The following is a 17,317-nucleotide window of genomic DNA, read 5'->3' on the forward strand; positions in this document are numbered from 1 at the left end:
TGGCACCGCGTACATTCGCGATGGTTGGCGCGACTCGGATCTGTACGCCATCCTCGCCGACGACTGATACCCGCCCCCGGCTCGATGATGGCCAGTTGGCCAGACAGTGGCCATCAGGACTGAGAATTGGCCATCAGATTTGAGACCCTACACAATCGGTGGTTACTCCTGGGCCATGTCGACGAAGCGGCTGTAGTGGAGTTGGTGGGCGACCGTGATCGTCGCGGTCGGACCGGCGCGGTGCTTGGCCAAGATCAGGTCGGCCTCACCCATCCGCGGATCATCCCGCTCGAACGCATCCGGCCGATGGATCAAGATCACCATGTCGGCATCCTGCTCCAGGCTGTTATGCATACAAATGCAGTTTGCCGCGAAATTATGCGTTCCATCGACGGTTGCGTCGAAGACCTGCTGCTCGCCGACACCGGTGATCTCCGCGATCTCATCCCAGAACACGTCGTTGGTCGCCAACATCTCCAGGTCGGCGTCGTCCAGCACCGCTGCCACGCGGGCCAGCCGCGTCCGACTGGGCGCGTGCTTCCACATGGTCGAGCCGCAGAACTGGGTCTCCATTCGCGCCGAGAAGTCCCGATGCGTCATCGGACGCGCTGCGAGAAGGCCACGAATCCGGCCCCAAACCTCCTTGGGGACCGTGTCCCGGTTCGTGTTCCCGCTGATCGCCCGCAGCTTCTCAGCCACGAATGCGACCGGAACAGACCGGGCTCCGTGAATTCCGGCTTCGTCCAGGAACTTCAGCTGGTTCTCCGCACCGTAGATGAGCACGTGGTAGCAGTCTCTATAGCCGGACTTCTTCACAGCCGTGATCCGGGCGAAGACACCGATCTGAAGCAGCAGACGAGCCAGGTCATCGGCGAGTTGTCGGCTCGTCGTCGCGTAGTAAAGCCTCGCCTGGCTGGCTTTCTCGTCCCAGCGCACCGAACCATCGGTGGCCCACAGGTGCCGCAGGAACACTGCAATCTGCTTGCGGGGTAGCGAGAAGACCCGGTCCGGGATGAACTTCTCATGGCTGCGCAGGCCGAACAGGCCCATCTCGTCGAGCCAGGCCGCGATCGGGTTCCGCTTGCCGTGCGTCAGCCGATACGGCGCGGGGAGCCGCAGCGTGGTCACCTTCGCCGCCGCGTAGACGTCGCGGACTGCGGTGATACCGAAGTGCTTCGCCGCTTCAGCCACGACTTCCAGGTTCGCTTCGTCCACGCTCGCATAGCGCAACGGCTGCCGCTTCACGAACGAGCCGTCGCCGATCAGGTGCGCGAGCATCACGATCTCGGCTTCCGGCAACGGCTTCACATCCAGCGGCTCCGGCAGCTGCCGGGGTACGGCAACCCGCGATCCCTCGGCCAATTCACCCAGTGGCACCCAGCCGTCCACAGTGAGCATCGGGTGGTTGGCGGTGGCTTCGATCTCGCGGCCGGAGGCGAGCCGGACCTTGAAGACTTCCTTGACGCCGCTGGAGAAGACGTTCGTGATCGGCCTCGGCACCAGGCGCATCCGGTCGTCCAAGGACCAGACGAGCGGCCGTTCCCCGGTGCGCATCAGTTCACCGAAGGTGACCTCGGCACCGGTGTCCGCGCGCAGCAGCCGGGTGTCAGCTGTGAGGCACCCCGACTCACGCAGGTCCGAGAGTTGGGGCTTTTTGTCCGTTCTTTGTTCTGGGCCTCGGTTCAGCTGGGAGATCGCTACCAGGGGGACTTCTAGTTCCTTGGCCAGCAGCTTGAGATTTCGGGAGAACTCCGAGACTTCCTGCTGGCGGGACTCGACCCGCTTGCCGGAGGTCATCAGCTGCATGTAGTCCACGACGATGAGCTGGATGTCGTGGCGTTGCTTCAGGCGTCGCGCTTTCGCGCGGATCTCCATCATGGTCAGGTTCGGCGAGTCGTCGACGAACAGCGGCGCCTCGCTGATCTCGCTCATCCGCCGAGCCAGCCGGGTCCAGTCGTCGTCGGTCATCCGACCACCGCGCATATCGCCGAGCCGAATCCGGGCCTCCGCGGACAGCATGCGCATGACGATCTCGGTACGCCCCATCTCCAACGAGAAGATGACACTGCCAAGCCCGTGCTTCACCGACGCCGACCTGGCGAAGTCCAAGCCCAGCGTGGAGTTGTGGGTCGGAATCATGGCTCGGCTGGCCAGGTACAGGTGATCCGGCGCATCGACCTCGACGCACCGGACCGGCACACTGGCTGTCGGCCGCACATCAGTCATCTTGAGGTCTGCGCGGCGAATCATCGCCGTCGGCACCAAGGAAACGAGGCTTTCCGTGGCGTGCACGCCGCCGTCGGCGAGTTGCCACCGGTGTTGGGCGTCGGCGGTGATGATGGTGCTGTCGGAGAATTCGACTTCGTAGCACGGGCGGTCGGTCATGACCTCGGTTGCCGCGACGACCTTCGTGGGCTTGCCGTCGGATCCGAGCAGGTGGTCACCGACCGCGACCTCGCCCATCGTCGTCCAGCCGTTCGGGGTTGGCAGGGGCGTGTCCAACGCCAATGCCTTCCCGACACCAGGACGCGCGGCCAGGATGATCATCTGGCCGGGGTGGAGGCCGTTGGTCAGGGCGTCCAGGTCCGCGAAACCCGTTGGGATTCCTTGGGATTCTCCTCCTCGGGAGGCGATGGCGTCGATCTCGTCCATCGTTGGTTGGAGGAGTTCTTCGAGCGCGTGGTAGTCCTCGCTGGTTCGGCGCTCGGTCACGTCGTAGATCGCGGCCTGGGCTCGGTCGACCACCTCTTCGATCGCCGCTCCTTCGGAGCCGTGGTAGCCGAGCTGCACGATCCGGGTGCCCGCCTCCACCAGGCGGCGCAGGACCGCCTTCTCCGAGACGATTTCCGCGTAGTAACCCGCGTTCGCGGCCGTGGGCACCGTGGCGATCAGGGTGTGCAGGTAGGGAGCGCCGCCGACCTTGAGCAACTCCTGGCGGCGTTCCAGTTCGGCCGACACGGTGATCGCGTCCGCTGGTTCGCCACGGCCGTAGAGGTCGAGGACGCAGTCGTAGATGGCCTGGTGCGCCGGTCGGTAGAAGTCGTTCGGGCGGAGCACTTCGACGACGTCGGCGATCGCGTCCTTGCTCAGCATCATGCCGCCGAGCACCGACTGCTCGGCCGCCAAGTCCTGCGGGGGCTGCCGTTCGAAGGTGCCGTTACCGGCGCCGTCGTCGCTGGCGAAGTACGGATCTTCCCGCTCGTCGGGCACCGCCACCGGACCCCGCACCTCCTCCAGCGCCAAAATGATCACGCGTAGTGGGCAAGAAGCCCGCGCGCGAAGCTAGATCGCCCGCATGGAGCAGGCAAGTCAGGCTGTGGACAAACCTTGGGACAACTTGTGGATAGCTCGAATCGAGCTGGGGATAACTTGTGCCAGCCTTCCGCGCAGCTGGGGACAACCTGGGGACAAGTCACCATGATCGACGAGAAACCCCAGGTCACCTGCAATGTGCAGGCTGTGGAAGAAATCCGTGGAAAAGTCCCGGCGTGTCGCTGGCTTCGGCGTGTCGGAATCGGCGACGCTGCGCGGTCGTCGTGACGGCCGGTGTGCACGCCGGACGCAGCATCGTCCACCCATCACACGAATGCCGGAGTGGACGATGCTGCCGGTGGAAACCGGTACTACCGGGTCACTGCTCGCCAGCGACTCGAACGTTGACGGCGGCCGTCACGTCCGGGTGCAACTGCACGTCGACGACGTGCTTGCCCAGCGACTTGATGTGGCCGCGCAACGAGACCGAGCGCTTGTCCAGGTTCGGGCCACCTGCCTTGCGCACTGCGGCGACGACGTCGCCGCTGGTGATCGAACCGAAAAGCTTGCCCTGCTGGGAAACCTTCGCGGTCAGCGTGACCGCACCGAGGTCCTGCAGCTGCTGCTTGAGCTCGCGGGCGTGCTCCAGGTTGCGCACCCGGCGGTTCTCCTGGACGCGGCGGATCGTCTCGATCTGCTTCTGCGCACCCTTGGTGGCCACGATGGCCAGGCTGCGGGGCAGCAGGTAGTTGCGCGCGTAGCCGTCCTTGACCTCGACGATGTCGCCCGACTCGCCGAGACCGGTCACGTCGGCGGTGAGGATGATCTTCACGACGTGTCTCCTTTCCGGGTCAGCGAGCGGTCGAGGTGTAGGGCAGCAGCGCCATCTCGCGGGCGTTCTTCACCGCGATCGCGACGTCGCGCTGGTGCTGGCTGCAGTTGCCGGTCACCCGGCGGGCACGGATCTTGCCGCGGTCGGAGATGTACTTCCGCAGCAGCGTCGTGTCCTTGTAATCGATCTGCGCCGCCTTGTCCTTGCAGAACACGCAGACCTTCTTCTTCGGCTTGCGCACAGGCGCCTTGGCCATCGGTCTTCCTCCTGAACGAAAACTTCGTAAGCGTTGCTGCGCCGCTTAGAACGGCGGCTCGTCGCTGAACCCGCCGGAACCGGCGGGCGGCGCGGAACCCCACGGGTCGTCGGCCGGGCTGCCCGCCTGGCCGCCGCCACCGCTGAAGCCACTGCCGCCGCGGCTGACCTTGTTCACCTTGGCGGTGGCGTAGCGCAGGGACGGCCCGATCTCGTCGACCTCAAGCTCGACGACGGTGCGCTTCTCGCCCTCCTTCGTTTCGAAGGAGCGCTGCCGCAGCCTGCCCTGCACGACCACCCGCATGCCGCGGGTCAGCGACTCGGCCACGTTCTCCGCGGCCTGGCGCCAGATGTTGCAGCGCAGGAAGAGGGCTTCGCCGTCCTTCCACTCGCCGCTCTGGCGGTCGAAGGTCCGAGGCGTGGAGGCGACCGTGAAGTTCGCAACCGCCGCACCGGACGGGGTGAAGCGCAGCTCCGGGTCGGCCGTCAGGTTGCCGACCACCGTGATTACCGTTTCACCAGCCATGACCTGTGGACTCCAGTCTGGTCGTTAGCGGGTTCGGGGCCGGATCAGGCGGATGCCTGAGCGCGGGCCTTGGCGGCGGTGGCCTTGGCGGCCCGAGCAGCCTTGCGGGGCTCGACGACCTTGCGCAGGACCTTGGTCCGCAGGATCGACTCGTTGAGGTTCAGCTGCCGGTCGAGTTCCTTGATGGTGGCCGGCTCGCCATTGAGGTCCAGGACGACGTAGATGCCCTCGGCGTGCTTGTCGATCTCGTACGACAGCCGCCGCCGACCCCAGACGTCCACCTTCTCGACGGTGCCACCGTCGTTGCGGACAACGTTGAGGAAGTTCTCCATGGACGGAGCGACGTTGCGCTCGTCCAGGCTCGGGTCGAGGATGACCATGAGCTCGTAATGACGCATGAAGACCATTCACCTCCTGTGGACTCGCGGCCACGGGCTCTCCGTGGCAGGAGGGTCGTTCGCGTCGACGAACTGGACAAGGCTAGCAAGGCCTCCCGACACCACCCGCAGCGCCCCGCCGCTTCTCGGCGTGGCCAGCAGCGCGGGTGTTTCCGCTGGTCAGTAGCGGCGGAGGACCCAGCTGCGGACCAGGGCCGCGGTGAGCACCGCCAGCGAGATCGCGGCGAGCAGCACCGGGAGGGCGACCCGATCGGTCACCTCGGTGGGCAGCGCTTCGGCCTTGCCCGCGGCGCGGATCTCGTCCTGCTCTTCGCGCGCCTGCTGCTGGGCCTGCTGTTCCTGGGTCTGCCTGGCGAGGTCGCCGACGTTCGGGGTCAGGCCGGGGACCTGGTCGTAGCGGGGCTGCGCCCACGGCAACGGTTCATAGCGGAGGTCGGGGGGCAGCACGCTGATCGCGGCCGGAGCGCCGCCGCTGGGCAGCAGGACCGGCGCGGACGTTTCGGCCGGTGCCGGTGGCGGTGCGGCTTCGCTGCTGCTCGGCGGTGGGCTGGTCTGCGGTGGAGGTGTCGGTGCCGGTTGCTCGGGGGCGGGTTCCGACGACGGCGGTGGCTGTTCCTCGGGCTGTTCGGCGTTCACGGTGACGGCGTTGCCGATGCTCACCAGGGTGGTGAAATGCCAGGTCACGGCTTCGACTTTGTCGGCTGGCAGACCGAGTTCGGCGAGCCGGGGCGCGGCTGCCGCGGCGATGTCGTTGCCGGAGTAGAACGTGCGGCCTTCGGGTGCGTTGCCGATCGGGATCGGGGTCAGCTCGGCGAACCGGTCGGCGGCGTCGTCGGCCGGGCCCAGGGCCAGCGGCATGGCGAGCAGCACAGCTTCGCGGACCTTGAAGTCCAGGGTGGACGGCGCGACGGCGATCTCCTGGCCGGGCACCGCCTCGACGGTCGCCAGCGGCTGGTCGACGACCAGCGTGTCGGCGGCGTGGGCGGCTCCGGCACCGAGGAAGGTGCTGGCGCTGATCACGAGGGCGACGAGCCCAGCGGATGCGGTCCGGCCGAGCGCGTTCGGTCTGATCAGCGGGTTGGGTCGACCCCGTGCCCCCATGCTCGCCTCCCCGTTGGCAGTGCGAATGCGAATGCTGATCATCCACTCTCTCAAAAAAATCCAACGCGTGAACACCGCCATTGGTGACGGGGTCGGTTGGTTTCCGACCAGTGGGATGGCCGGGCCGATTTCACGCGGAAGCGGCTGGCTCGGACGGCTGAACGGGCGGGTCGCGACGGTTCTAGACTTCGGGGTATGCGTATCGGCGCCCACGTCCGCGATGATGATCCGTTGACCGCCGCTGCCGAGCGCGGCGCGGAGGTAGTGCAGTTCTTCCTGTCCGACCCGCAGGGTTGGAAGGCCCCGAAGCCGCATCCGCAGGCCGAGCAGCTGCGGGACAGCGAGCTGGTGGTGTTCATCCACTCGCCGTACGTGATCAACGTGGCGTCGCTGAACAACCGGATCCGGATTCCGTCGCGCAAGGCGGTGGCGCAGCAGGCGAAGGCCGCGGCCGGAGTGGGGGCGCAGGGGCTGATCGTGCACGGCGGGCACGTGACCAAGGACGATGCTCCGGCCGAGGGCGTGGCGAACTGGCGGAAGTTGTTCGAGCGGCAGGCCGCTGACGGTGGTTTCGAGGTGCCGATCCTGATCGAGAACACCGCTGGTGGGGCCAACGCGATGGCCCGGCGCTTCGACGCGTTGGCGCGGTTGTGGGATGCCGTCGGGGAGTTCGGTGCCGGGTTCTGCCTGGACACCTGCCACGCGCATGCGGCGGGCGAGGAGTTGTTGGACATCGTGGATCGGGTGCGGGCGATCACCGGGCGGATCGATCTGGTGCACCTCAACGATTCGCGTGACGAGTTCGGTTCGTCGCGGGATCGGCACGCCAACATCGGGGCGGGCAACATCGATCCGGATCTGCTGGTCGCGGTGTGCGCGAACGCTGCGGCGCCGGTGGTGGTGGAGACGCCGGACGAGGGCCAGGCCGAGGACATCTCGTTCTTGCGCGGCAAGGTGTCGTGAGTGCGAATGGCCGTTCCAGCGGCCGTAATCGCTCACGAGCGCTGACGATCTCCGGGTTGGCGGTGCTGTGCCTGTTGACGGCGCTGACGTTGGCGCTGGGTTATGCGAACAAGGCTCGTTGCACCGGTCCGGATTTCGACGAGCAGGGGCGGTCGGAACCGGCCTACCAGGAACGGGCCTACGGCGACGTGTGCTACTCCGACATCCAGAACCTGTGGATCGGCCGGGACATCGACCGGCACGTGTTCCCCTACGTGCACGGGGGGATTCGGGCTGACGGGACGTTGTACGGCGGGGTGGTCGAGTACCCGGTGCTGACCGGGGTGCTGATCTGGGTGGGGGCGTTGTTCGCCCACACCGATGCGGGTTTTCTCGCCGCGTCGGCGTTGTTGATGGCTCCGTTCGGGTTGGCCGTCGCGTGGTGGTTGGGCAGGTTGAGCGGGTGGCGGGCGTTGTTGTGGGCGCTCAGCCCGCCGTTGGTGTGGTATGCGTTCCACAACTGGGATCTGCCCGTCGTGGCGTGTTCGGTGGCGGCGGTGTTCGTGGTGCACCGGTGGACGTCGGTGTCGTTGCGGCGTCGGGCGACGGTGGCCGCGGTGTTGTTGGGCGCGGGTTTCGCGCTGAAGCTGTATCCGGCGCTTTTCGTGCTACCGCTGGCGTTGTACGTGCTGACCAGCGGCCGGGGGCGGCTGGATGTGCGGGGCGCGGTGCAGGTCGTGGGTGCGGCAGTCGCTACGGCGGTGGCGGTGAACGTGCCGTTCGCGCTGGCCGGGTTCGGCGGTTGGTTGGCGTCGTTCGAGTTCCAGTCCCGGCGGCAGGTGGACATCAGCACGAATTCGGTCTGGTACTGGGGTTTTCGGCATTGGACCGACTCCGAGGGGTTCCAGTCGGCGATGGGCGTGGTGTCGCCGCTGCTGATGCTGGTGGCGTTCGCGATCGCCTGCGGCGTGGGCTGGTTGCGCTACGAGCGCACCGGGAGCTATCCGTGGGTCCAGGTGTCGGCGGCGATGCTGTGCGGCTTCCTGCTGTTGCACAAGGTGCATTCGCCGCAGTACACGCTGTGGTTGTTGCCGATGTTCGTGCTGGTGTCGGTGCGCTGGGGTTGGATCGCGGCGTACCTGGTGGCGGACGCGGCGATGGGCATCAGCATCTTCCGCTGGTTCTACTTGAACATGACCGGTGAGCCCAGCGGGATCCACGACGGTTTCACCGCGCAGGCGTTGATGATCGGGGTGTGGGGCCGGGCCGCGCTGCTGGTCGGCCTGTTCATCGCGTTCCTCGCGGCCCGGTCCACTGTGGATGATGTCAGGTCCGGTACATCAAGCGGCGCAGCACGTGCTCTGCCGGACCTCGTCGATCGCGACGTTCGAACCAGTACGCTCCGGCGACCGTGATCAGCCACAGCCCGGTGGCGAAGCAGGCCATGGTCGCGTTGGTCAGGTGTGCGCCGAGGCCGAGACCCCAGGCGGCCAGCACCGGGGCCATGATCACCGAATGGGTCAGGTAGCAGGACAGCGAGCGCTTGCCCACCGCGCTGACCGCCACGATCGCCCGCGATGGCTTGGCGCGTCGGGATGTCCGGTTGGCGAGCAGGCCGAACAGCGCGACGTAGCCGAGTCCGCCTGCTAGTCCGGTCGGCCATTGCATCGCCCACAGGGCGGCTTCGTTCACCTCGGGCAGGGCGCCGACCTGGGACAGGGCTGCGGGCAGGCTGCCCAGCCAGCAGGTGGTGATGCCGATGATCGCGGTGCGGCGCAGCAGTGGCAGGTGCCGGTGCGGTTCTTCGAGGATTCTTCGGCGGGCGGCCCAGGTCCCGAGCAGCATCGCGACCGGGGCGGTGATGCCGAACGTGGTCAGGCCGGTCAGCACCAGCCACGTGGCGAGTCTTGAGATGCCCGCGACGAGGTAGTTCTCGTCGGCTGCGCCCGTCGCGTTCGCTGGTGTCGGCCCTATCGCGGCGGGGTCGGCGGGGGCGAACGCGAAGGCGATTCCGCTGATCAGCAGCAGGGCGAGGAGGGCGGCACCGATCGCGCTCCAGGTGAGCAGGGTGCGATCGCTGCGGCGGAGCAGGAGCGCGCCGATGACGAGGCTGATCACGCCGTAGGCGCCGAGCACGTCGGTGGCGAGCAGGAGCGCGGCGTGCGCGAAGCCGAAGGCGAGCAGCCAGCGGCTTCGGCGGCGCAGCAGCACGACGGCGTGCCGTTCGCTGGTTCCGGCTTCGATCTGCCGTCGGAACAGCTGCGTCATCCCGTAGCCGAACAGGAACGCGAACAGCGGATACACCCGCATGTCGAGCACCAGGAGTTGCACGAACTGCACGGCGCTGTCGATCGGGGTCGCCGCAGCGGGGTATTGGCCGGGCCCGCCGTAGTCGGCGGCCCACAGGAAGAACGTCGTGTTGGACAGCACGATGAGCAGCAGCATCAGGCCGCGGGCGAGGTCGGGTGCGAGGGCGCGTTCGGTGGCTCGCACCGGTCCGCGGGTCGTCAGGGTTGGCATCGGTCCCCCCAGTGGCGCCGGATAACTCCGAACATCATTCGGAGTTATCCGAACAGTATTCGGAGTTATAGGCTGAGCGCAACATGTCGACCGATGAAACTGATCCGTCCCGCGCCCTCGCACTGCTCTGGGGCGTCCGGGACCGCCCGCGACGCGGCCCGCGCCCCGCGCTGGACGTCGACCGCATCGTGCGCGCGGCGATCGACATCGCCGACCGCGAGGGCGTCACAGCGCTGTCGATGCGCCGCGTCGCGACGGAACTCGGCGTGGGCACCGCGTCGCTGTACACCTACGTGCCGGGGCGGGCCGAGCTGATCGCGCTGATGCTCGACGCGGTCGCGGGATACTCCAGCCTGCCGCACACGCTGCCGGGCGACTGGCGGGCGAAGTTCCAGACCTGGGCGCGGGAGGACTGGGCGGAGTTCCACCGGCACCCGTGGGTGCTGCAGGTGGTCTCCGGCCGGGTGCTGCCGGGTCCGAACCTGCTGGCCTGGTACGACTCGACGCTTCGGGTGCTGGCCGAAACCGGGCTGTCGGAGCAGGAGAAACTCGCGGTCATCGAGACGTTGGACGGCTTCGTCCGCGGCACCGCGTGGACCAGCGTGGACCGGGGTGCGGGCGACACCGCCTGGGCGGCCAAGCGCGACGAGGCGCTGGCGGAGCTGGTGAACTTCGACGACTACCCAGCCCTGGCCCGAGCCCTGCTCGCGGGTGCCGACCCGTCCGCCGCCGAAACCTTCGAACTGGGCCTGCAACGCGTCCTCGACGGCATAGCAACCCTGATCGACGCCCGAGCCCCGTCGCGGGGTGCAGAGACAGGGTGAGGGGCACCCTTTACCAACTTACTTGGTGAAGGGTGCCCCTCACCCCTCACTCGAATGGGGCCGTGAGTGCCTAGCCGGGCTGGAGCCCGGTTTCGCACTCACGACGCGTAGCGGGTTGCCAGGGCCGTGACGGTTTCGGCGACGGCCGAACGGAGTTCGGCTGGAGCGAGGACTTCGGCTTCCGCTCCGAGGCGGAGCAGGTCGCAGACCGCGACCTGCTGGTGCTCGACCGGTAGGTCGACCTGCACCCAGCCGTTTTCGTCCGGCGGTCCGGCTTCCGCGAGGGCTCGGGCGCCTTTCGCGCCGAACTGCGCGGGCAGCAATCGCTGGGCGCGCGGCGAGATCCGCAGTCGAGCGGTTCCGCGCAGCATCGCTGCTTCCATCCGGCGGGCCGCTTCGGCCCAGCTGGTGGCGAGGTCGAAACCGGCTGGTCGGGTGAAGGATTCCGGGGTGACCCGCACGCTGCGGAACCGGGAGATCCGGTAGGTGCGGACCGCTTCTTCGGCCTGCGCGACCAGGTACCAGATCCCTCCTTTCAGGACGACGCCCAGCGGGTGTAGTTCCCGGTGCACTTCGCCTTTCCAGCGGCGGTAGTGCGCACGCAGCACGCGTTGTTCCCACACCGCTCGGGCGATTTCGGCAAGGTGCGGGACCGGATCGGCGTCCCGGAACCAGCCCGGCGCGTCGAGGTGGAAGCGGTCCTGGATGCGTCGCGCGCGTTCGGCCAGGGCGGCAGGCAGGGCGGCTTGGACCTTCAGTTGCGCGGTGGTGAGAACCGCGCCAAGACCCAGATCTTCGGCCGGGCCCGGCGCTCCGGCGAGGAACAGCGATCCGGCTTCGGCGTCGGTGAGTCCGGTCAGGCGGGTGCGGTAGCCGTCCACCAGGCGGTAGCCGCCGTCCGGCCCGCGGTCGGCGCAGACCGGGACGCCCGCCGTGCCGAGGGCCTCGATGTCCCGGTAGATCGTGCGGACCGACACCTCCAGTTCCGCGGCGAGTTCGGTCGCCGTCATCCGGCCGCGGTTCTGCAGCAGCAGGAGGACGGCGAGCAGGCGGTCGGCGCGCATGGCGCGGATTTTGCCCGCGGTACCTGACAGGAGGTGTCAGCTACCGCATCCAGGCTGGTCGCAAAACGATCGAAAGGACGTCCATGAGCACGCAGACCACCGGGAGCTTCATCGTCGCCAGCTGGGACGAGAGCGTCGTCGGCGACGCCGAGCGGTATCCGAAGCTCGCCCACGCCGCGATCACCAACACCTTCTCCGGCGGCATCGAAGCTGCCGAGGTCCGCTGCGAGTACACCCTCGTCTACCGCACCGAACTGACCGGGTCGTTCACCGGCATGCAGTTGCTCAGCGGGACGATCAGCGGGCGCAAGGGGAGTTTCGCCGTCGAAGAACGCGGCTGGTTCGGGGCGGACGGTTTGATCCACGGCACCTTCGAGGTGGTGGCGGGCTCGGCGACCGACGAGCTGTCCGGGCTTAGCGGCACCGGCCGCTACACCACCAAGCACGGCGAATCCGCGGTGCCCTACACCTTCGACTACGACCTGGACTGACGATTCGTCCACATAGGACTCGGACGGTTGAGCTGTCTTGTGGGTGGAGAGCGGAACGCCGGACGTCGCCGCGGCTACCCCGATTCCCGCGCCCGTCGTTGCGGCGCCGCCCAAAGCCGGGGCCACCGCTGCGATTGAACGGTGGCCTCGGCCGGGAGGTGCGTCAGAAGGCGGACTCGTCCAGTTCCATCAGGGAGTTGTCGGTCGCCTCGATGATCTTGCGGCGACCGGTGAGCTCCGGCAGCACGTTCTTGGCGAAGAACCGGGCCGCCGCGACCTTGCCCTGGTAGAACGGCTGGTCCTTGGCGGACGCACCGGCGTCCAGCGCGGCGAGGGCGGTCTCGGCCTGCCGCAGCAGCAGCCAGCCGATCAGCAGGTCGCCCATGCTCAGCAGGAACGAGACCGCGTGCTGGCCGACCTTGTAGATGTTCTTGACGTCCTCCTGCGCGGAGGTCAGGAACTCGATCAGCGTGCCCACCATGCTCTGGGCGTCCTGCAACGCGCGGGCGACCAGCGCGCGCTCCTCCTTGAGCCGCTCGTCGGCGCTTTCGGCTTCCAGCGTCGCCTGGATCTCGGCCGCGACTTGGCCGAGGGCCGCGCCGTTGTTGCGGACGATCTTGCGGAAGAAGAAGTCCTGGGCCTGGATCGCGGTGGTGCCCTCGTACAGGCTGTCGATCTTGGCGTCCCGGATGTACTGCTCGATCGGGTAGTCCTGCAGGTAGCCGGAGCCGCCCAGGGTCTGCAACGACAGGGTCAGCATCTCGTACGCCCGCTCCGATCCGACGCCCTTGACGATCGGCAGCAGCAGGTCGTTGACCTGCTCGGCGGTGCTGAAGTCGGTGCCGTCGTGCTGGCCCTGCGCGACCTGGTCCTGGAAGCTGGCGGTGTAGAGGTAGACCGCGCGCAGCCCTTCGGCGTATGCCTTCTGCAGCATCAGGATCCGCCGCACGTCGGGGTGGTGGGTGATGGTGACCCGCGGCGCGCTCTTGTCGGTGGACTTGGTCAGGTCCGCGCCCTGCACCCGTTGCTTGGCGTAGTCCAGCGCGTTGAGGTAGCCGGTGGACAGGGTGCCGATGGCCTTGGTGCCGACCATCATCCGGGCGTGCTCGATGACCTGGAACATCTGCGCGATGCCGTCGTGCACCTCGCCGAGCAGCCAGCCCTTGGCCGGGGTGCCGTGCTGGCCGAAGGTCAGCTCGCAGGTGGCGGAGGCGTTCAGCCCCATCTTGTGCTCGACGTTGGTGACGAAGGCGCCGTTGCGCTCGCCGAGCTCACCGGTGGTGGTGTCGAAGTGGAACTTCGGCACCAGGAACAGGCTCAGACCCTTGGTACCGGGTTTGGACTCCACGCCGGACCCCTCGGGGCGGGCCAGCACCAGGTGCATGATGTTCTCGGTCATGTCCTGGTCGCCGGAGGTGATGAACCGCTTGACTCCCTCCAGGTGCCACGAACCGTCCTCCTGCTTGATGGCCTTGGTGCGCCCGGCGCCGACGTCGGAGCCCGCGTCCGGTTCGGTGAGCACCATGGTGGCGCCCCAGCCGCGCTCGATGATCAGCTCGGCCCAGTGGCGCTGCTCCTCGGTGCCGTTGCGCCACAGGATCGTGGCGAAGTTCGGGCCCGTCATGTACATGTACACCGCCGGGTTGGCGCCGAGCATGAGTTCCGCGGCCGACCAGACGACGCTGGGCGGGGTGCCGTAGCCGCCGAGTTCGTCCGGCAGGCTCAGCCGCCACCACTCGCCGTCCACGACCTGCCGGTAGGACTTCTTGAACGCCTCGGGCAGGGTCACCGAATGGGTGGCCGGGTCGAACTTGGCGCCCGTGCGGTCGCCCTCGGCGAAGGCTTCCGCCAGCGGGCCGGTGGCCAGCTCGTTGAGTTCGGTCAGCACGCCGCGCACGGTGTCTTCGTCGGACTGTTCGAAGGCGCCCCGCCCCAGGCGGTCCTGCACCCGGAAGAGCTCGAACAGGTTGAATTCGAGGTCGCGGACGTTGCTCTTGTAGTGGCCCATCGGAGGCTCCCTCTTGCGCGCTGCTGCGGGCGGGCCCGGCTCGGCCCTTACTCGTCGGTAACAAGAGAGTATTACCTGGCAGTAACCCGTGCCAAGGCGACATTGCGCACCCCGTTGTCGAAACCGGCCACGACCAGGGAATTCGATGCGAAATTCAGCTTGTGGCATAGACCTCCCAAGCGGGCTGCGCCATCCGAGCCGCAGCAGCCAGCAGTTGCTCTTGAACTGCCAGGCACCGGGTGACCGCGGAAAATCGGCGGCGGATTGTCCGGGCCACCGCCTACAGTTGCGCTGACATTTCCGGCAAAAACCCCTGCGGAGACCCCGATGGCTGCTGTGCGCGCGGAAGCGTTGGTGAAGACCTTCGGCTCGAACCGCGCGTTGGACGGCGTGGACCTGGAGATTCCGTCCGGTCAGGTGCTCGGCCTGCTCGGACCCAACGGCGCGGGCAAGACCACGACCGTGCGGATCCTGACCACCCTGCTCAAACCCGACTCCGGGCGGGCCTTCGTGGCCGGTCACGACGTGCTCGCCGAGCCGCAGGCGGTGCGGCGCTCGATCGGCCTGTCCGGGCAGTACGCGGCGGTCGACGAGAACCTCACCGGCTACGAGAACCTCTACATGGTCGGTCGGCTCTACGGCATGTCCCGCGCGGGCGCGACCGCGCGAGCGCGCCAACTGCTGGACCGATTCCGGCTGCGGGAGGCCGCCGACCGACCGTCCAAGGGTTACTCCGGTGGCATGCGCCGACGGTTGGACCTGGCCGGTGCGCTGGTCGCCGCGCCAGCCGTCGTGGTCCTCGACGAGCCGACCACCGGACTGGACCCGCGCGGCCGGATGGACACCTGGAGCGTCATCGGCGAACTCGTCGCCGACGGCACCACCGTCCTGCTGACCACGCAATACCTGGAGGAGGCCGACCAGTTGGCGGACCGCATCGCGGTGATCGACCGCGGCCGGGTGATCGCCAGCGGCACTGCCGACCAGCTCAAGACCCAGGTCGGCGGGGAACGTCTGGAACTGGCGGTGCAGGACGCGGCGGACCTGCCGGTGGTGGCGCGGGTGCTCAGCGAGGTCGGGTCCGGACCACCGGAGATCGAGGAGCAGTTGCGCAAGGCGCTCGTCGCGGTGGACACCGGGCCGAAGGCGCTCATCGAGGCGCTGCGCAGGTTGGACCTCGAAGGCGTCGCGGTGCAGGACGTCGCATTGCACCGACCCACCCTGGACGACGTGTTCCTGGGCCTGACCGGTCGCCGCACCGAAGAGGAGGGCCAGCCGTGACCGTGCTCGCCGTCAGCATGCGCGACAGCAGCGTCGTCGCGTGGCGGAACCTGATGAACATCAAGCGGAACCCGGACATGCTGCTGTCCAGCACCGCGCAGCCGATCATGTTCGTGCTGCTGTTCGCCTACGTCTTCGGCGGCAGCCTGGGCGGCGAGGCGTACCGGGAGTTCCTGATCGCCGGGATCTTCGTGCAGACCGTCGCGTTCAACAGTGCGTTCACCGTGATCGGGCTGGCCAACGACCTGAACAAGGGGATAGTGGACCGGTTCCGGTCGCTGCCGATGTCGCGGATCGCCGTGCTGCTGGGCCGCACCTCGTCGGATCTCGTGATCAGCGTGCTGACCGTGGTGATCATGTCGCTGTGCGGGCTGTTCGTGGGCTGGCGGATCCGCGGCAGCCTGCTCGAAGCGCTGCTGGCCTTCGCCATCCTGCTGCTGTTCTCGTTCGCGATGTCCTGGGTCGGCGCGTTCATCGGGCTGCTCTCGCGCAGTGTCGAGGTGGCGCAGAGCGCCGGGCTGCTCTGGCTGTTCCCGGTCACCTTCATCTCGTCGGCGTTCGTCCCGGCGGAGTCGATGCCGGGACCGCTGCGCGCCTTCGCCGAGTGGAACCCGATCACCGTCACCGCCGACGCGCTGCGACAGCTCTACGGCAACCCGCTGCGGGTCACCGGGCCGGTGCCGGACGGCTGGCCCGCGCAGCACGCGGTGCTGTACTCGATCGCGTCCGCCCTGGTCATCATGGCGATCTTCATGCCATTGGCGGTCGCCCGCTACCGCCGCGTCGCCAGCAGATGACCCGGCGCCATCCGCTGGACGCGGGGCGACGGCGCACATCTGGTGCTCGAACGCGGTGCATCCGGATCGGTGAACACTTCCACGTCGATGCGCGCACGCTGCGGTTCGGGCGGATTCCCGTGCTGCGGCTGCACTACCGGTTGTGGCGCGTACCGCGGAATTCGGCTTGACCCTCACGTTGCGTTAGGCCGCAGGCTCGGTGGCGCGGAGGTGAGGAGGTGAGGAGATGAGCTACTCGGTCGGCGAAGCCGCCCGGCTCGCCGGGGTGACCGTGCGGACGCTGCACCACTACGACGAAATCGGTCTGCTGACACCGAGCGCCCGGACGTCGGCTGGCTACCGCAGCTATTCCGACGCGGATCTGGACCGGCTGCGCCGAATCCTGTTCTACCGGGAGCTGGACCTCACCCTCGACGACATCGCGAGCATCCTCGCCGAAGGTGACGCTCGGGCGCACCTGAAGCGGCAGCACGAACTGCTGCGCAGCCGCATCGAGCGGCTGCAGCGGATGGTCGCGGCAGTGGAACGCGAACTGGAGGCGAGCACCTTGGGCATAAACCTGACGCAGGAGGAGAAGTTCGAGCTCTTCGGCGACTTCGACCCGGACGACTACACCGAGGAAGTCGAGCAGCGCTGGGGCGGCACGGACGCGTACCGGGAGTCCCAGCAGAAGATGAGCTCCTACACGAAGGAGGACTGGAAGCGGTTCCTGGCCTCCCAGGAGGACATCGGCCGCCGCCTGGCGGAAGCGCACCAGGCCGGGATCGCGCCGGAGAGCGAAGCGGCGATGGACCTGGCCGAGGAGCACCGCCAGCACATCACGCGCTGGTGCTACGACTGCACCTACGAGATCCACCGCGGTCTCGGCGAGATGTACGTCGCGGACGAGCGCTTCCGCGCGGTGTACGAGGACCTGGCGCCCGGCCTGGCGGAATTCGTCCGAACGGCGATCACCGCCAACGCCGACCGAGCCTCGGTCTGAGACTGTTTCAGAAGACTCCAGGGTCTGCGGGTGCGTTGGGGCGC

General features: G+C 67.8%; 16 protein-coding genes. 7 read left to right on the forward strand and 9 right to left on the reverse strand.

Features of this window, described 5'->3' with window-relative positions:
* Nucleotides 1-162: 162 nt before the first annotated feature.
* The 6 genes from MOQ72_RS15560 to MOQ72_RS15585 form a co-directional block, all read right to left on the reverse strand.
* Nucleotides 163-3,252 (reverse strand): replicative DNA helicase, encoded by a 3,090-nt coding sequence (locus MOQ72_RS15560; RefSeq protein ID WP_372495389.1) that lies wholly within the window; start codon nt 3,250-3,252, stop codon nt 163-165.
* Nucleotides 3,253-3,631: 379 nt separating this feature from the next.
* Complete coding sequence (rplI, locus tag MOQ72_RS15565) at nt 3,632-4,084, reverse strand: 50S ribosomal protein L9 (protein ID WP_242184260.1); 453 nt, start codon at nt 4,082-4,084, stop codon at nt 3,632-3,634.
* A gap of 19 nt (nt 4,085-4,103) precedes the next feature.
* The gene (gene rpsR, locus MOQ72_RS15570) at nt 4,104-4,340 is read right to left on the reverse strand and encodes a 30S ribosomal protein S18 (protein WP_093151213.1); all 237 of its coding nucleotides are present in this window, start codon (nt 4,338-4,340) and stop codon (nt 4,104-4,106) included.
* 45 nt (nt 4,341-4,385) lie between these two features.
* The gene (locus MOQ72_RS15575; RefSeq protein WP_242184261.1) at nt 4,386-4,865 is read right to left on the reverse strand and encodes a single-stranded DNA-binding protein; all 480 of its coding nucleotides are present in this window, start codon (nt 4,863-4,865) and stop codon (nt 4,386-4,388) included.
* Nucleotides 4,866-4,909: 44 nt separating this feature from the next.
* The gene (gene rpsF, locus MOQ72_RS15580; RefSeq protein ID WP_242184262.1) at nt 4,910-5,272 is read right to left on the reverse strand and encodes a 30S ribosomal protein S6; all 363 of its coding nucleotides are present in this window, start codon (nt 5,270-5,272) and stop codon (nt 4,910-4,912) included.
* 150 nt (nt 5,273-5,422) lie between these two features.
* Nucleotides 5,423-6,364: a hypothetical protein gene (locus tag MOQ72_RS15585; protein WP_242184263.1), complete on the reverse strand. Its 942-nt coding sequence runs from the start codon at nt 6,362-6,364 to the stop codon at nt 5,423-5,425.
* A 195-nt stretch (nt 6,365-6,559) separates the two neighbouring features.
* Here MOQ72_RS15585 and MOQ72_RS15590 point away from each other — a divergent pair, with 195 nt between their 5' ends.
* Together MOQ72_RS15590 and MOQ72_RS15595 are read left to right on the forward strand one after the other, a co-directional pair.
* Complete coding sequence (locus MOQ72_RS15590; protein WP_242184264.1) at nt 6,560-7,327, forward strand: deoxyribonuclease IV; 768 nt, start codon at nt 6,560-6,562, stop codon at nt 7,325-7,327.
* Nucleotides 7,324-8,721, forward strand: coding sequence for a glycosyltransferase family 87 protein (locus MOQ72_RS15595; RefSeq protein WP_242184265.1), 1,398 nt, complete (start codon nt 7,324-7,326; stop codon nt 8,719-8,721). The genes MOQ72_RS15590 and MOQ72_RS15595 overlap by 4 nt, the downstream gene beginning before the upstream one ends.
* On the opposite strand, the gene MOQ72_RS15600 is transcribed toward MOQ72_RS15595, so the two are convergent.
* Complete coding sequence (locus tag MOQ72_RS15600; RefSeq protein ID WP_242184266.1) at nt 8,633-9,826, reverse strand: DUF418 domain-containing protein; 1,194 nt, start codon at nt 9,824-9,826, stop codon at nt 8,633-8,635. The two genes, MOQ72_RS15595 and MOQ72_RS15600, sit on opposite strands and share 89 nt — an antisense overlap.
* 83 nt (nt 9,827-9,909) lie before the next feature.
* Between MOQ72_RS15600 and MOQ72_RS15605 the strand changes: the two genes are divergently transcribed.
* Complete coding sequence (locus MOQ72_RS15605) at nt 9,910-10,650, forward strand: TetR/AcrR family transcriptional regulator (RefSeq protein WP_242184267.1); 741 nt, start codon at nt 9,910-9,912, stop codon at nt 10,648-10,650.
* Between the two features lie 98 nt (nt 10,651-10,748).
* Here the strand turns inward: MOQ72_RS15605 and MOQ72_RS15610 are convergent, their stop codons facing one another.
* Nucleotides 10,749-11,714, reverse strand: coding sequence for a helix-turn-helix transcriptional regulator (locus MOQ72_RS15610; protein WP_242184268.1), 966 nt, complete (start codon nt 11,712-11,714; stop codon nt 10,749-10,751).
* A gap of 83 nt (nt 11,715-11,797) precedes the next feature.
* Here MOQ72_RS15610 and MOQ72_RS15615 point away from each other — a divergent pair, with 83 nt between their 5' ends.
* Nucleotides 11,798-12,205: a DUF3224 domain-containing protein gene (locus MOQ72_RS15615; protein WP_242184269.1), complete on the forward strand. Its 408-nt coding sequence runs from the start codon at nt 11,798-11,800 to the stop codon at nt 12,203-12,205.
* 163 nt (nt 12,206-12,368) lie between these two features.
* Here MOQ72_RS15615 and MOQ72_RS15620 read toward each other — a convergent pair whose 3' ends face one another.
* Nucleotides 12,369-14,213, reverse strand: a complete 1,845-nt coding sequence (locus MOQ72_RS15620) for an acyl-CoA dehydrogenase (protein WP_242184270.1) — start codon at nt 14,211-14,213, stop codon at nt 12,369-12,371.
* 327 nt (nt 14,214-14,540) lie between these two features.
* Between MOQ72_RS15620 and MOQ72_RS15625 the strand changes: the two genes are divergently transcribed.
* The 3 genes from MOQ72_RS15625 (at nt 14,541) to MOQ72_RS15635 (ending at nt 17,273) form a co-directional block, all read left to right on the forward strand.
* A complete protein-coding gene (locus MOQ72_RS15625; protein WP_242184271.1) occupies nt 14,541-15,494 on the forward strand; it encodes an ATP-binding cassette domain-containing protein in 954 nt (317 codons plus the stop codon).
* Entirely contained in the window at nt 15,491-16,291 is an 801-nt protein-coding gene (locus tag MOQ72_RS15630; protein ID WP_242184272.1) for an ABC transporter permease, read from the forward strand. The genes MOQ72_RS15625 and MOQ72_RS15630 overlap by 4 nt, the downstream gene beginning before the upstream one ends.
* Before the next feature lie 226 nt (nt 16,292-16,517).
* Nucleotides 16,518-17,273 (forward strand): MerR family transcriptional regulator, encoded by a 756-nt coding sequence (locus MOQ72_RS15635; RefSeq protein WP_242184273.1) that lies wholly within the window; start codon nt 16,518-16,520, stop codon nt 17,271-17,273.
* The last annotated feature ends 44 nt before the right edge of the window (nt 17,274-17,317 follow it).

The organism is Saccharopolyspora soli (genome assembly GCF_022678645.1).
Classification (GTDB): Bacteria; Actinomycetota; Actinomycetes; order Mycobacteriales; family Pseudonocardiaceae; genus Saccharopolyspora; species Saccharopolyspora soli.